This window comes from Neisseria sp. P0014.S009 (genome assembly GCF_051958155.1).
In the GTDB taxonomy this organism is placed as follows: Bacteria; Pseudomonadota; Gammaproteobacteria; order Burkholderiales; family Neisseriaceae; genus Neisseria; species Neisseria flavescens_C.
Genome location: NZ_JBQCVS010000003.1, coordinates 169,363 through 184,102, shown reverse-complemented (window position 1 = coordinate 184,102; position 14,740 = coordinate 169,363). Strand labels below are relative to the sequence as shown.

The 14,740-nt window shown below is 50.5% G+C and carries 18 protein-coding genes and 1 pseudogene; 18 read left to right on the top strand and 1 reads right to left on the bottom strand.

The genetic code is table 11. The annotated features are described in order from the left end of the window. Positions 1-61 precede the first annotated feature (61 nt). The 6 genes from ACTHS4_RS04265 (at position 62) to ACTHS4_RS04240 (ending at position 5,095) form a co-directional block, all read left to right on the top strand. Entirely contained in the window at positions 62-1,279 is a 1,218-nt protein-coding gene (locus ACTHS4_RS04265; RefSeq protein WP_440365537.1) for an MFS transporter, read from the top strand. A gap of 164 nt (positions 1,280-1,443) precedes the next feature. Next, on the top strand, positions 1,444-2,103 hold the full coding sequence (locus tag ACTHS4_RS04260) for an amino acid ABC transporter permease (RefSeq protein WP_070826664.1): 660 nt from the start codon (positions 1,444-1,446) through the stop codon (positions 2,101-2,103). Then, the gene (locus tag ACTHS4_RS04255) at positions 2,093-2,761 is read left to right on the top strand and encodes an amino acid ABC transporter permease (protein ID WP_049344971.1); all 669 of its coding nucleotides are present in this window, start codon (positions 2,093-2,095) and stop codon (positions 2,759-2,761) included. The genes ACTHS4_RS04260 and ACTHS4_RS04255 overlap by 11 nt, the downstream gene beginning before the upstream one ends. Position 2,762: 1 nt before the next feature. Continuing rightward, positions 2,763-3,494 carry an amino acid ABC transporter ATP-binding protein gene (locus ACTHS4_RS04250; protein WP_440365536.1) on the top strand — a complete coding sequence of 244 codons (732 nt, stop codon included), beginning with the start codon at positions 2,763-2,765 and terminating at the stop codon, positions 3,492-3,494. 74 nt (positions 3,495-3,568) lie between these two features. Continuing rightward, the gene (locus tag ACTHS4_RS04245; protein ID WP_315611280.1) at positions 3,569-4,423 is read left to right on the top strand and encodes an amino acid ABC transporter substrate-binding protein; all 855 of its coding nucleotides are present in this window, start codon (positions 3,569-3,571) and stop codon (positions 4,421-4,423) included. A 216-nt stretch (positions 4,424-4,639) separates the two neighbouring features. Further along, positions 4,640-5,095, top strand: a complete 456-nt coding sequence (locus ACTHS4_RS04240; protein ID WP_371460179.1) for a four-helix bundle copper-binding protein — start codon at positions 4,640-4,642, stop codon at positions 5,093-5,095. Between the two features lie 61 nt (positions 5,096-5,156). On the opposite strand, the gene ACTHS4_RS04235 is transcribed toward ACTHS4_RS04240, so the two are convergent. Further along, positions 5,157-5,690: an acyltransferase gene (locus tag ACTHS4_RS04235; RefSeq protein ID WP_371460180.1), complete on the bottom strand. Its 534-nt coding sequence runs from the start codon at positions 5,688-5,690 to the stop codon at positions 5,157-5,159. Positions 5,691-5,971: 281 nt separating this feature from the next. On the opposite strand from ACTHS4_RS04235, the gene rpmE reads away from it, so the two are divergent. From rpmE to ACTHS4_RS04175, 12 genes and pseudogenes are all read left to right on the top strand, one after another. Next, positions 5,972-6,187 carry a 50S ribosomal protein L31 gene (gene rpmE / locus ACTHS4_RS04230; protein ID WP_003681847.1) on the top strand — a complete coding sequence of 72 codons (216 nt, stop codon included), beginning with the start codon at positions 5,972-5,974 and terminating at the stop codon, positions 6,185-6,187. 235 nt (positions 6,188-6,422) lie between these two features. Then, positions 6,423-8,081: an ArnT family glycosyltransferase gene (locus ACTHS4_RS04225; protein ID WP_371460181.1), complete on the top strand. Its 1,659-nt coding sequence runs from the start codon at positions 6,423-6,425 to the stop codon at positions 8,079-8,081. 139 nt (positions 8,082-8,220) lie between these two features. Then, positions 8,221-9,108 (top strand): hypothetical protein, encoded by an 888-nt coding sequence (locus ACTHS4_RS04220; protein ID WP_371460182.1) that lies wholly within the window; start codon positions 8,221-8,223, stop codon positions 9,106-9,108. 113 nt (positions 9,109-9,221) lie between these two features. Next, on the top strand, positions 9,222-9,698 hold the full coding sequence (locus ACTHS4_RS04215) for an SMI1/KNR4 family protein (protein ID WP_070826657.1): 477 nt from the start codon (positions 9,222-9,224) through the stop codon (positions 9,696-9,698). Between the two features lie 308 nt (positions 9,699-10,006). Further along, on the top strand, positions 10,007-10,249 hold the full coding sequence (locus tag ACTHS4_RS04210; RefSeq protein ID WP_440365535.1) for a YrhB domain-containing protein: 243 nt from the start codon (positions 10,007-10,009) through the stop codon (positions 10,247-10,249). Between the two features lie 112 nt (positions 10,250-10,361). Beyond that, positions 10,362-10,568, top strand: a pseudogene (locus ACTHS4_RS04205) (hypothetical protein); the annotation flags it as partial. Between the two features lie 189 nt (positions 10,569-10,757). After that, positions 10,758-11,558, top strand: coding sequence for an ABC transporter ATP-binding protein (locus tag ACTHS4_RS04200; protein ID WP_440365534.1), 801 nt, complete (start codon positions 10,758-10,760; stop codon positions 11,556-11,558). Between the two features lie 65 nt (positions 11,559-11,623). Beyond that, the gene (gene mlaE, locus ACTHS4_RS04195; protein WP_293203757.1) at positions 11,624-12,400 is read left to right on the top strand and encodes a lipid asymmetry maintenance ABC transporter permease subunit MlaE; all 777 of its coding nucleotides are present in this window, start codon (positions 11,624-11,626) and stop codon (positions 12,398-12,400) included. Between the two features lie 49 nt (positions 12,401-12,449). Beyond that, positions 12,450-12,944, top strand: a complete 495-nt coding sequence (mlaD, locus tag ACTHS4_RS04190; protein WP_003681819.1) for an outer membrane lipid asymmetry maintenance protein MlaD — start codon at positions 12,450-12,452, stop codon at positions 12,942-12,944. Between the two features lie 32 nt (positions 12,945-12,976). Beyond that, positions 12,977-13,567, top strand: coding sequence for an MlaC/ttg2D family ABC transporter substrate-binding protein (locus ACTHS4_RS04185; protein WP_049332874.1), 591 nt, complete (start codon positions 12,977-12,979; stop codon positions 13,565-13,567). Between the two features lie 63 nt (positions 13,568-13,630). Further along, positions 13,631-13,909, top strand: a complete 279-nt coding sequence (locus ACTHS4_RS04180; RefSeq protein ID WP_036493932.1) for an STAS domain-containing protein — start codon at positions 13,631-13,633, stop codon at positions 13,907-13,909. Further along, positions 13,906-14,733, top strand: coding sequence for an MlaA family lipoprotein (locus ACTHS4_RS04175; protein ID WP_440365533.1), 828 nt, complete (start codon positions 13,906-13,908; stop codon positions 14,731-14,733). The genes ACTHS4_RS04180 and ACTHS4_RS04175 overlap by 4 nt, the downstream gene beginning before the upstream one ends. Positions 14,734-14,740: the final 7 nt, after the last annotated feature.

Here is a 14,740-nt window from a genome sequence, read left to right as displayed (position 1 = left end):
AAATAAATAATATAGTGGCAGGAGTAGCTTTTATTCCCTGCCCCTTACACACACAAACATCATGACCGATTCTTCTGCCAAATTACCCAATTTGTGGCTGCTGATTGCCGCTGCCGCCTCCATCCTGCTGATTACCATCGGCATGAGGATGACTTTAGGGCTTTTTGTCCTACCCGTCGTCAACTCTACCGAATTAAGCATGGCCCAGTTCAGCCTGATTATTGCCGTGTTCCAATTGATGTGGGGCATATCGCAACCCTTGTCCGGCGCGTTGGCCGACCGTTTCGGCGCGTTTAAGGTTTTAGCCGGCGGTACGGTTCTGTTGATTGCCGCCTGTCTGATTGTTCCGCAAATGCCGACTTATTGGGGACTGATGCTGGGTATCGGTTTATTGTTGGCATTTGGTACGGGTTCGGGCGGATTTTCCATCATTATGGGACAAGTCGCCGCCAAAACGCCGCCTCATCGGCGCGGCTTGGCTTCCGGCTTGGTCAATGCAGGCGGGTCCGCAGGGCAATTTTTGTTCGCGCCGCTGGTTCAAGGTTTGATTGCCCTGCCCCACATCGGCTGGACAGGGACATTTTATGTTTGGGCAGTCATTGCCATCTTGATTTTGCCGATTTCTTGGTGGCTGGCCGGCGGCAAACATGCTTCTCATACCGTCCACACAGACGACGGCGGCCAAACACTGAAGCAGGCCGTCTGCAAGGCTTTCGCCAACCACAGCTATATCTTACTGCATTTGGGTTTCTTTACCTGCGGTTTTCACATTGCCTTTTTGGTTACCCACCTACCGACCGAAATTTCACTTTGCGGCCTCCCCGCTACGGTCGCTTCGACCTCCATTGCAATTATTGGTTTGGCAAACATCGCCGGCTGTATTTTTTCAGGCTGGTGTACCGGCAGATTTTTGGGTAAATACGTCCTCTTCGGTTTATATGCTTCGCGTGTCGCCATGATATTGATTTATCTGGCCGCACCTAAAACCGATTTAAACTTCTATCTTTTCGCTGCCGGACTCGGTTTCACTTGGTTGGCAACCGTCGCCCCCACCGCCGCCATTACCGGCAAACTTTTCGGTACGCGCTACTTGGCCACCCTCTTCGGGTTGACCATGTTGAGCCACCAAATCGGCGGCTTTTTGGGTTCATACATCGGCGGCATCGTCATCACGCGCTTCAACGATTACGGCTGGATGTGGTACGCCGACGCAGTCTTGGCAGGCGCGGCCGCCCTGTTGAATTTACTGATTCATGAACGGAAAGCGGCTACCGCCTGACGCGGAAACTTTGACATTTTAAGGCCGTCTGAAACGTTTCAGACGGCCTTTGCCTTATTCCATTTTTTGTGTTTTATCCACAATCGATATTCCTATCCATTATTTAACACTCTCTTACAAACCCGTTAAAATACTGCCTTTATCATGCTGATTGTCTGACTCTGATGAACTGGTCTTATCTGATCGATGCCATCCCTAAATTTGTCGATGCGGCAAAGCTGACGCTGGAATTGTCGGTATATGGCGTCGTTTTGTCGTTGCTGTTCGGCCTTCCCGTTGCCGTGGTTACGGCATACCGCATCCGCCCCTTCTACGCATTGGCACGCACCTATATCGAGCTGTCGCGCAATACGCCCCTGTTGATCCAATTGTTTTTCCTGTATTACGGCCTGCCGAAAATGGGCATTAAATGGGACGGTTTCACCTGCGGCGTGATCGCACTGGTTTTCTTGGGCGCAAGCTATATGGCGGAAGCCATCCGCGCCGGTATTTTGGCCGTCCCCAAAGGGCAGATCGAAGCGGGCAAGGCCATCGGTTTGAGCTGCTTTCAAGTGTTCCGCTATGTCGAATTGCCTCAGGCATGGGCGGTCGCCGTTCCCGCCATCGGCGCAAACGTATTGTTTTTGATGAAAGAAACATCTATCGTCAGCGCGGTCGGCATTGCAGAATTGTTGTTCGTTACCAAAGACATCATCGGCATGGACTATAAAACCAACGAAGCCTTGTTCCTGCTGTTTGCCAGCTACCTGATCATCCTTCTTCCCGTTTCGCTTCTAGCGCGCTGGGCAGAAAACCGCGTACGGAGTGCAAAATATGGTGTTTGACTGGCTGTTTGAAGGACAAAATGCTGCACGCTTGGGCGAAGGCCTGTTGCTGACGGCGCAGATTTCCCTGGCCTCCGTTGCCGCCTCCTGCGTATTGGGTACGCTGTTCGGCTTGGTTTTGCGTTCGCGCAACCGGCTCATCCGCTTTATCGGACGGTTTTATCTCGAAACCATCCGAATCGTACCGATTTTGGTGTGGCTGTTCGGCCTGTATTTCGGCTTATCCGTCTGGACAGGCATCCACATCGACGGATTTTGGGTCTGCGTCTGGGTATTTACCATGTGGGGCATCGCCGAAATGGGCGATTTGGTCCGCGGAGCATTGGAATCGATTGAAAAACACCAGGTCGAATCAGGCCTGGCACTCGGCTTAAGCCGCGGGCAGGTATTCCGCTACATCGAGCTGCCGCAAAGCATCCGCCGCGTATTGCCCGGCGCCGTCAATCTGTTTACGCGCATGATCAAAACCAGCTCGCTCGCCTCCCTTATCGGCGTCATCGAAGTCGTCAAAGTCGGCCAGCAAATCATCGAAAACTCGCTGCTGACGCAACCCAATGCTTCATTTTGGGTTTACGGCCTGATTTTTATGCTGTATTTCTTCTGTTGCTGGCCGCTGTCGCTGCTGGCGGCAAAACTTGAACAAAAATGGGAACACTGACATGGCTTTACTGAGCATCCGCAACCTGCACAAACAATACGGCAACGTAACCGCCATTCAATCCTTAGACTTGGACTTGGAAAAAGGCGAAGTCATCGTACTGCTGGGCCCGTCCGGCTGCGGCAAATCCACCCTCCTGCGCTGCGTCAACGGTTTGGAGCCGCACCAAGGCGGCAGCATCGTGATGGACGGTATCGGTGAATTCGGCAAAGACGTTTCCTGGCAAACCGCCCGGCAAAAAGTCGGCATGGTCTTTCAAAGCTATGAACTGTTTGCCCACATGACCGTCATCGAAAACATCCTCTTAGGCCCGGTGAAAGTACAAAACCGCAACCGTGCCGAAGCAGAGGCACAAGCCGACAAACTGTTGGAACGCGTCGGCCTGCTCGACCGCAAAAACGCCTATCCGCGCGAACTCTCCGGCGGCCAAAAACAACGCATCGCCATTGTCCGCGCCCTGTGCCTGAATCCGGAAGTCATCCTGCTGGACGAAATCACCGCCGCACTCGACCCCGAAATGGTGCGCGAAGTCTTGGAAGTGGTTTTAGAACTCGCCCATGAAGGCATGAGCATGCTCATCGTAACCCATGAAATGGGGTTTGCCCGCAAAGTTGCCGACCGCATCGTCTTCATGGACAAAGGCGGCATCGTCGAATCGACCGACCCAGAAACCTTCTTCTCCGCCCCCAAAAGCGAACGCGCCCGCCAATTCTTGGCAGGCATGGACTACTGATTTTATTTTCAGGCCGTCCAACCCTTTTTCAGACGGCCCCCACTTTCAACCAAACATTTGAAAAGGAAACACTCATGCAATTGAATGCCAAATTCAAAGCCCTCCTCGCCTCCGCCGCCATCGCCGTCGGCTTGACTGCTTGCGGAGGCAGCTCCGGCGATGCCCAATCTTCACAAAGCAGCGGCGCGGCAACCGTTGCCTCCATCAAAGAAAAAGGCGTCATCCGTATCGGTGTATTCGGCGACAAGCCTCCGTTCGGCTATGTTGACGCCAACGGCAAAAACCAAGGCTTTGACGTTGAAATCGCCAAAGACCTGGCCAAAGACCTGCTCGGCAGCCCCGACAAAGTCGAATTCGTTCTGACCGAGGCCGCAAACCGCGTCGAATACGTCCGTTCCGGCAAAGTCGACCTCATCCTCGCCAACTTCACCAAAACACCCGAACGCGCCGAAGCCGTCGATTTCGCCGATCCTTACATGAAAGTGGCCTTGGGCGTAGTTTCCCCCAAAGACAAACCGATTACCGACGTTGCACAATTGAAAGACCAAACCCTTCTGGTCAACAAAGGCACCACCGCCGACGCCTTCTTCACCAAAAGCCATCCTGAAGTCAAACTGCTGAAATTCGACCAAAATACCGAAACCTTCGACGCACTGAAAGACGGCCGCGGCGTAGCACTCGCCCACGACAACGCCCTGCTGTGGGCATGGGCAAAAGAAAACCCGAATTTTGAAGTCGCCATCGGCAACCTCGGCCCTGCCGAATTCATCGCCCCGGCTGTTCAAAAAGGCAACACCGACCTCCTGAACTGGGTCAACGGCGAAATCGCCGCCATGAAAAAAGACGGCCGTCTGAAAGCCGCCTATGAAAAAACCCTCTTGCCCGTGTATGGAGAGAAAGTCAAACCGGAAGAATTGTTGGCGGAATAAACCGACTATTTTCTCGGCAAAAGTCACTTGGCCGCATTCCAAACATCCGATTTGTAATTCATTTAAACAAATATCATATCCGACGACAGGCCGTCTGAACGTGTTCTCGATACCTTCAGACGGCCTGTTGTTTAAAAACGAATAACATGATAACCTTTTAATAATGGATGAAATAATTCGTCCGATATTTCTACAAAGCAAAAAGGACTCTATCTTATGAACCGTCGTCAATTTATCGGCAGCGCTGCTGCTGTTTCCCTCACCGCCGCCGCTTCTTTTGCCCGTGCTCACGACCATGCAGGCCATGCACACCATGCTGGTCACGCGCATTCTGCACCGCGCGCCTACGAAGCTGCGCGCAAAGCGGCCGCACATTGCGTTGAAGCCGGTCAAATCTGCTTGGCGCACTGCATTGCCCTGTTGAGCGCAGGCGATACCTCCATGAAAGACTGCGCAGCCGGCGTCAATCAAATGCTGGCTCTGTGCGGCACCTTGCAAAACCTCGCCGCCCAAAATTCACGCCTGACCCCGTCTTTGGCAAAAGTGTGCATCGAAGCCTGCAAACAATGTGCTGCCGCCTGCAAAGAACACGCCGGCCACCACGCTGAATGCAAAGCCTGCTACGAATCTTGCTTGGCTTGCATTAAAGAATGCGAAAAAATTGCCGCTTAATCAGTATTAAAAAAGGCCGTCTGAAATTCAGACGGCCTTTTATTTTGCTATTTTGTTCACGTTATTCGGCTGCAAGCTCTTGCTCATCCAGCAGTTTTTTCCGAACAATCGCAGGATTGCCTGCAGCCACACAATAAGGCGGCACATCTTTGGTAACCACCGAACCTGCGCCGATTACCGCTCCCTTGCCGATGGTAACGCCGCCCATGATAATCGCACGCCGGCCAATCCAAACATCATCTTCAATCACAATCGGGCTGATATCTGTATAACCTTCGAAGTGGCGGGTTTCAGGGTTGAATTTGTGGTTGGTCGAATAAAACAGGCATTCCGGCCCCATCATCACGTTCTTGCCGAGGGTCAAACCGCGGCAGATTTCGCAATTTACGCCGATACCCGAATTGTCGCCGACTACCGTATCCGGAAAGACGTATCCGCCTTTTTCAATATTGACGTTTTTACCGATGTTTGGAGAAATACACGCAGCCAAAGCGGCACGGAATTTTTGCGCAATTCTGCCGAATGGTTTGCAATAAGACGGAGGCAACATTCCTCCCCAAACACGCAAAATGCACGTCAATATCTTTTTCCACATTGATTCCGTCTCCTGTTCGTACAAGCGTAAATATTATTCAGACTATTATTCTTCTTAAAGTTTCACATCTAGAGGAGGTTTTACATCCTCTTTTCAGTTAGATTACAATCTGATCGCATAATATTTGGTTCGATATTCTATTCTAAACTGTTCTCTTCTGTTGCGAAACTACCCTGCATACAAAATATCCTCTTGACGAAACAGCCAAAAATAGCGAAAATCCCACGCTTAACTGAAGTACAGGCAAAACCCCTGTGCCCGCTTAATCGAAAGGAAATCAAATGAAACAAGGTATTCACCCGAACTACCACGAAATCAACGTTACCTGCTCTTGCGGCAACAAATTCGTAACCAAATCCGCAATGGAAAAAGACAGCTTCAACGTTGAGGTTTGCTCTCTGTGCCACCCTTTCTACACCGGTACTCAAAAAATCGTCGACACTACCGGTCGTGTGGACAAATTCAACAACAAATTCGGCAACCTGTTCAAACGCTAATTGCCGCTTTGTCAAAAAGACTGCTTCGTGCAGTCTTTTTTGCATTCAGGCCGTCTGAAACATTTCTTTCAGACGGCCTGAGCTTTTTGTCGTCAACCGAATGCCATATCATTCCAAACACCCGATAAAAACGAGCCGTAAGCATTATTTTACAAAGCTCTCCGGTCCGGCATATCGCGCAAACCCGTCAAACCCTGTACCATTGCTATTCAAACCAACCGTTTTTTGACCTTCCATGCTGACTTACACACCGCCCGATCCACGCCGCCCCAAAAAAACCCATGAAAAACCATGGCTTCTGCTGCTGATGGCCTTTGCCTGGCTGTGGCCGGGCGTGTTCTCGCATGACTTGTGGAACCCTGCCGAACCCTCCCTCTTTACCGCCTCCGAATCCATGAAAAACGGCGGCAGCCTGTTGGTTGCACAAATCTTCGGCCAACCCGACTTCACCATCTCCCCTGCTTTTTTGTGGATGGCAACCGCATTCCAAACCCTGTTTTCGCCTTGGGCGGCCGATGCCTATGATGCCGCGCGTTTTGCCGGCGTGGTATTTACCGCTATCGGACTGACCGCCTGCGGATTTGCCGGTTTCAACTTTCTCGGCAGACATCACGGCCGCAGCGTTGTCTTGATCCTTATCGGCAGCATCGGTTTGCTGCCCATCGCCCACTTCCTCAATCCCATGTCGGCCGCTTTTGCCGCATTTGGATTGATTCTGTGCGGCTTTTCACTGGCACGCCGCCGCGTCATTATTGCCATTTTGCTGTTGTGCGGCGGCTGGGTTTTACTCTCCCTCTCCTCAGGCTACCTGCTGACCGCGGCCATGATGTTTTTGGCACTTGCCCTGTCGTTCCATTCTACTTGGCAAAGCAAACGCTATCTGCTGACCCTGATTGGCGCCATCGTCGTTTCCCTGCCCCTGCTGATTCTATATCCGCTGGTTTTATCCAAAACCAATCCCGAATGGTTTGAGGTTTGGTTCAACCATTATTCCTTAGGCGTATTCGGCGGCTTCCATCAGATTCAGACGGCCTTCAACCTGCCCTATTATCTGAAAAACCTGCTGTGGTTTGCCTTGCCTGCCTGGCCGCTAGCGGCATGGACGCTCAGCCGCACGCGTATCCACGATAAAAACTGGGGCATTCTGAGCCTGTCGTGGCTGGTTATCATGACAGCCCTGCTCGCCATCAATCCGCAACGCCTGCAAGACAACCTCGTTTGGCTGTTGCCGCCGCTCGCCCTGCTCGGTGCGGCACAACTGGACGGCCTGCGCCGTGGCGCAGCGGCATTTATCAACTGGTTCGGCATCATGGCATTCGGTTTGATTGCCGTCTTCCTGTGGCTGGGCTTCTTCGCCATGAACTACGGCTGGCCTGCCAAACTGGCCGAACGCGCCGCCTATTTCAGCCCATATTACATCCCCGACATCGACCCGATTCCGATGACCGTCGCCCTACTGTTTACCCCATTATGGCTCTGGGCGATTACGCGTAAAAACATCCGCGGCCGCCAAGCCGTGACCAACTGGGCGGCCGGCGTTACCTTGGCCTGGGCCTTGCTGATGACCCTGTTTTTACCGTGGCTCAACGCCGCCAAAAGCCATGCACCGGTCGTACACCAAATGGAAGCCGCGCTTTCTTCCGAATTGAAACAGCAACTTTCAGACGGCCTCGAATGTATCAGCATCGACGGCCAAGACCAGCGCACACGCATCGCGTGGACACAATACAGCCATATTAAAACCACAACCGACAACCCGTCCTGCCGCTACCGCCTCATCCGCCAAGCCGCCAATGTCGGCGCACCTTCGGGTTGGCAAACCTTGTGGCAAGGCGCAAGACCGCGCAACAAAGCCGAGACTTTCCTATTGTTGGAAAAAACTGCAACGCAATAAATCACACCAGCCTCAAAACTGAACATTCCCCGTTCAACAAAGGCCGTCTGAAAGAACTTTTATCCTTTCAGACGGCCTTTGACTCACTTTAACACCGCTTCCCGTACAATGGCTTTTTTTCCTTTCAGCCACAAAAAATATGAAACCCAACCGCCTTTTGCCCCTCGCCCTCTTATTGACCGCCCTCTCCGCCCATGCCAAAGATTTCATCATCTACGACCGCATGGACTACGTCGGCAAACCCGACCTGACCGCTGACAAACTCTCCAAAGTGTTCTTGGTTTACGAAAGCGAGCTGGTCAAACCCGATTCGACGGGCAAACGCAAACACGGCGTACTCAATGAGGCGCGTATCCGCGAATTGGCCAAACAATCGCGCCGCGAAGGCTACCGCACCATTTCCACCGACATCGAAAGCTGGTTTGCCGAAAAAGACGGCCAACTGCTGACACCCGACGAATTGAGAACCGACTTTGCGCGGATGTACCAAATCTTCAGAGAAGAAAACCCGCGCGCCTTCATCAGCAACTACGGCATGCCCTCCGAACACCTGCACGGCATCCGCCACTACCGCCCCAACGTTGACAACGAAGCCATCTTGGCCAAATGGCGGCAAGTCAGCAAACGCCGTGCGCCCACCGCCGCCATCAGCGACTATGCCAATCCTGTGTTCTACATCACTTCCCCCGATTTGGTGCAATGGGAAAAAGACGTGAAAACCGCCGTTGATGATATCCACCAACGCTTTCCCAACAAAAAAATCATCGGCTACATCTGGCCGCAATATTATTCGGCCACCAACAGCCTTTATTTCAAACAATTCATCGACCCCGTCCGCTGGCGCAAAATGCTCGAAATCAGCAAAAAATATACTGACGGCGTGATTATCTGGTCGGACAAGCGCGATGAAAACAACCAAATCGTGCACTGGAACGATCCGCGCATTCAGGCCACGATGAAAGCGACTCAAGCCTTCATCCATGCCAATGCCAAAGAAATCAAGGTAGAAGGTTTGCAGAAATATTAAAAACAAGGCGGGCATATTTGCCCGCCTCTTTATAATATGCAGTTAATTCCTAATAGTATTCATAAAGCTGTTAGGCATACTGGTCAAAAATCGTTAAAGAAAGGTCAGTAAAAATGAGAAAACTATCAATATTATCAGATGAGGGATTGGTTCCAATAAGAACAATTCAACAATTTGCTGAAGATGTAGGGGTCGTTTTTCCTGTTTCATATGTATCATTTCTTAGCAAACATGATCATTTATACCCTAAAGAAAATATTTTCAATTTTATCAATCAATACGGTGAAAATGATGAAAGGGACATTTCATTTTTAGGGTATAAGCAAAATTTAGGCTATGAAGATATTTATAGCTATTCATGTATTGATGATGAATATGGGTATGCAAAAAAAGTGATTGCTTTTGGGATTTCAGCTAATGGCGATTATATCTGTTTTGATTACAGAAAATGCAATGAAAATCCATGTATAATTCTGATGTATCATGATGATTTTTATGAAGATGAGAATGGAGATACGAAAATGGTAACTAGCCATATTGCAGATAGTTTTGATGCCTTTTTGGATATGCTATATGAACTTTCAGATTAAGTGTGTAGGTTGAGTTGAAAACCCAACTAAATTAAAAAAAAATTGTCTGACATCCGCAAGCCGTAGCCCATATGAAACCTAAACTCAACAAGTAGGATGTGTATGAAACGCACGCATGCGGTTCTCAAGGTTTGAGCTTAGAGGCTATCTAAAAACAGAAAAATCGTTTCAGACGGCCTTTGTTTAACGCTACCGATCCAGTAGGCCATAAAGCGCAATTATCCCAAAAGGTATATTGATGGGCAAATACAAAAAGGAGGCGAAGTCAATTTTACTATCTTCAAACATTTTCAATTTGGAGTATTTCCATGATAATTACTTATCAAGAAGCAAAGAAAATCGCAGTATCTTTTTTAAGTCAAGTAGAGCAAGAAATGGGAATTTCATTGTTAATAGTTGAATCTCATGTACGAGAAAATGATGATGGGTGGTTTTTCCCATATCAGTCAAAAGAATATTTAGAGACAATGGATATAGACAAATCTATTATTGGAAATTGGCCTATATTTGTTTCTAAAAATGGAGGAGTTCCTTCTACTTCGTTGATTTAAACCCATTAGCTAAGTCCGTATCCCACTAAATTTGAAACTATATGGATGAAAACAGACTCATAACGGGGGAAATGTATGGACCAACAGGACGCTTTAGGCACAGAGCAAAATAATGAGATTAAAGAAATATCCTTATAACTCTATAAGAGAGAAAAGGAGATTTATCGATGTTTTATTCTTTCTTTTCACAAAGAATTCAATAGATATTGGATTAGCCGTGTCCTGTATAAGCACCCCCAAAAAAAAGTATTGATATTTGATGATAAAAATATTTTTATTGGATTTGATTCAGTTGTTTTTTTGTATTTCTATACAAAATATACCTACACAGCCGTCTGTATGTTTGACACAACACGCGACAAAACGACCGTAGCACCAACGCTTCTGCATTCTTTCACACGTTTTTACCCATTATTCTTAAGCGCAGGCCGTCTGAAAATTGCCCGAATATCCAATACCCTTTACAATACCCGTAATTAAAATACATTTTTTGACACCCCTCTCCTGCATGAGTTCCACACCCTTCATCGAAATGAAAAACGTTGCCTTCGCATATGGCGACCGTCCTATTCTGAACAACATCAACTTCAGCATTCCACAAGGCAATTTCGCCGCCGTAATGGGTGGTTCGGGCAGCGGTAAAACCACGCTGATGCGCCTGATTACGGGGCAAATTCACCCGCAATCGGGCAAAGTGTTGATTGAAGGGCGCGATTTGGCCGCATTTTCGGCGCAGGAGCTGTATGAACACCGTCGCCGCATGGGCGTTTTGTTCCAACACGGCGCATTGTTCACCGACTTATCCGTCTTCGACAACATTGCCTTCCCCATGCGCGAGCTGACGGATTTGCCTGAAGCGGTCATCCGCGATTTGGTGGTGCTGAAACTGAATGCAGTCGGTTTGCGCGGTGTTGAAAACCTGATGCCTTCGGAGCTTTCCGGCGGTATGTCGCGCCGCGTCGCCCTCGCGCGTACGATTGCGCTCGACCCTGAAATCATGTTGTATGACGAGCCTTTCACCGGCCTCGACCCGATTTCGCTGGGCGTTATCGCCCACCTCATCAGCCGTGCCAACAAAGCCCTGCGCTCAACCAGCGTCATGGTAACGCATGATATTGAAAAGTCACTGGAAATTGTCGATCAAGTCATTTTCTTGGCACACGGCGAAATCATGTTCTCCGGTTCGCCCGAAGAAATGCGCGAACTCGACTCGCCTTGGGTACGCCAGTTTGTCGGCGGTTTGGCAGACGGTCCTGTCGCCTACCGCTATCCGGCGCAAACGACTTTAAAACAAGACTTGCTGGGCTGATATTCAGACGGCCTGAAGCTTAAACAAGGCCGTCTGAAAACCATTTAACCAATCAACTGAAACCTATGAATTTTATCCGTTCCGTCGGGGCAAAAACCCTCGGCTTCATCCAATCGCTGGGCAGCATTACGCTGTTTTTCCTGCAGATCCTGGCCAAATCAGGTACGGCGTTTACCCGCCCGCGCCTGAGCATCCGCCAAGTTTACTTTGCAGGCGTGTTGTCTGTCCTGATTGTTGCCGTCTCCGGCCTGTTTGTCGGCATGGTATTGGGCTTGCAAGGCTATACGCAGCTGGCAAAATTCAAATCCGCCGATATTTTGGGCTATATGGTTGCCGCATCCCTGTTGCGCGAATTGGGTCCCGTATTGGCGGCTATTCTGTTTGCCAGCAGCGCGGGCGGTGCCATGACCAGCGAAATCGGTTTGATGAAAACCACCGAGCAGCTTGAAGCAATGAACGTGATGGCGGTCGACCCCGTGGCACGCGTGGTTGCGCCGCGCTTTTGGGCGGGCGTGTTTTCCATGCCTTTGCTGGCGTCGATTTTCAACGTTGCCGGCATTTACGGCGCGTATTTGGTCGGCGTTGAATGGCTGGGTTTGGACGGCGGTATTTTCTGGTCGCAAATGCAAAACAACATTACCTTCTATTACGACGTACTCAACGGCTTAATCAAATCCGCCGCTTTCGGCGTAGCCGTTACGCTGATCGCCGTACATCAGGGTTTCCACTGCGTACCGACCTCCGAAGGTATTTTGCGCGCCAGTACACGCACGGTAGTGTCTTCCGCCCTGACCATCCTCGCTGTCGACTTCATGTTGACTGCGTGGATGTTTACCGACTAAAGGCCGTCTGAAACGGCACTTAAAAAGAATGAAACAAGGACAATAGCACATGAAAAAAAATGCTTTGGAATTTTGGGTAGGACTGTTTGTCTTACTGGGCGCAGCCGCTATCGGCTTTCTCGCCTTCCGCGCCGCCGGCGGACAATCGTTCGGCAAATCCTCTCAAACCTACACCGTCTATGCCGATTTCAGCGACATCGGCGGCTTAAAAACCAACGCTCCGGTCAAATCCGCAGGCGTACTGGTGGGACGTGTTGCCTCCATTCAGCTCGACCCTAAATCCTATCAGGCAAAAGTCGCCCTCAATCTGGACAGCCAATATCAGTTCAGCAGCGACGTTTCCGCACAAATCCTGACTTCAGGCTTGTTGGGCGAACAATACATCGGCCTGCAACAAGGCGGCGATACTGATTCTTTGGCGGCAGGCGACACCATTACCGTCACCAGCTCCGCCATGGTTTTGGAAAACCTTATCGGCAAATTCATGACCAGCTTTGCCGAAAAAAACGCAGACAGTGAATCTGCCGGTCAAAACGAACAATAAACACATATCAACCCAATATTCAGGACACTCCCATGAAAAAAACTTCCTTCATCAGCGCATTGAGCATCGGCGTATTGAGCATCAGCATGGCCTTTGCCTCTCCTGCCGACGCAGTCAACCAAGTCCGTGAAAACTCCGTTCAAGTGCTGAAAATCCTCAACAGCGGCGACGCCAACACTGCACGCCAAAAAGCCGAAGCTTACGCCATCCCTTACTTCGACTTCCAACGCATGACCGCTTTGGCCGTCGGCAACCCATGGCGCACTGCGACTGACGCACAAAAACAAGCGTTGACCAAAGAGTTCCAAACCCTGCTGATCCGCACCTACTCCGGCACCATGCTGAAATTCAAAAACGCCAAGGTCAACATCAAAGACAACCCGGTCGTAAACAAAGGCGGTAAAGAAATCGTTGTCCGCGCCGAAATCAACGTTTCCGGCCAAAAACCGGTCAACATGGACTTCACCACCTACCAAAGTGGCAGCAGATACCGCGCATACAATGTCGCAGTCGAAGGCGCAAGCTTGGTTACCGTATACCGCAACCAATTCGGCGAAACCATCAAAGCCAAAGGTATTGATGGTCTGATTGCCGACTTGAAAGCCAAAAACGGCGGTAAATAATCCACCCCCGCACCATGCCGCCTGATGTTCAGACGGCATGGTGCCTTACATCATAAAGACACCATGCAAACAGAAATCCGCAACGGCACGCTCTACATCAGCGGCGACGTTACCGTCAAAACCCTGACTGCCTCCGCCTTTGCGCGCTACGAACAACAATGCCGTCTGAAAGAAACAGACAGTATAGACTTCAGCCAAGTAGGCAAAGCAGATTCAGCCTGCGTTTCCCTGCTGCTCAACGCTCTGCGCCGGACAGACAAAAAACCGACCATTCAAAACATTCCCGATTCCGTCCGCGCACTGGCCGAACTTTACGAAATCAAAGACTGGTTGCAATCATGAAAAAAACCACCGCTTCACTCTGCCTCCTCATCAGCATAGCCTCCGCTCCCGCACTTGCCGAACGCAATCCAGCCGACCCTTACGAAGGCTACAACCGTACCGTTTCCAAGTTCAACGACAAAGCAGACAAATACGTCCTTTCCCCTGTCGCACGCGGTTATCGCAAAATAACGCCCAAACCGGTGCGTACCGGCGTGATCAACTTCTTCAACAACCTGCGCGATGTCGTCAGCTTCGGCAGCAATGTACTGCGCCTTGACGTCAAACGCGCCAGCGAAGACCTCGTCCGCGTCGGCATCAACACCACCTTCGGCCTTGGCGGTTTAATCGACGTAGCCGGTGCAGGCGGTGTGCCCAGCAATAAAAACACCCTCGGCGATACCTTCGCCTCATGGGGCTGGAAAAACAGCAACTACTTCGTTGTCCCCCTACTCGGCCCGTCTACCGTACGCGATACCGTCGGCAACGCCGTCACCACCGTCTATCCGGTTAAAAATGCCGTCTTCCACACCAGAGCAGGACGCTGGGGCACAATCGGCCTGCAAGCCATCAACACCCGTGAAGAACTGCTCGACCTGACCGACAGCCTCGAAGGTGCAGCCATCGACAAATACAGCTACACACGCGACCTTTACATGAAAGTCCGCACCCAACAAACCGGCGGCACGCTCCCTCAAAGCGAAGACGACAACATCGACATCGACGACCTGGTTGACAGCAATGCCACTTCCGAACCGGTAGCACCCCCCCAATCCGCTCCGGCAGAAATCCCCGATACAGCCAATCCCCAAACCCTGTATCAAACACCATCAGAAAATCCCTGATTATTCC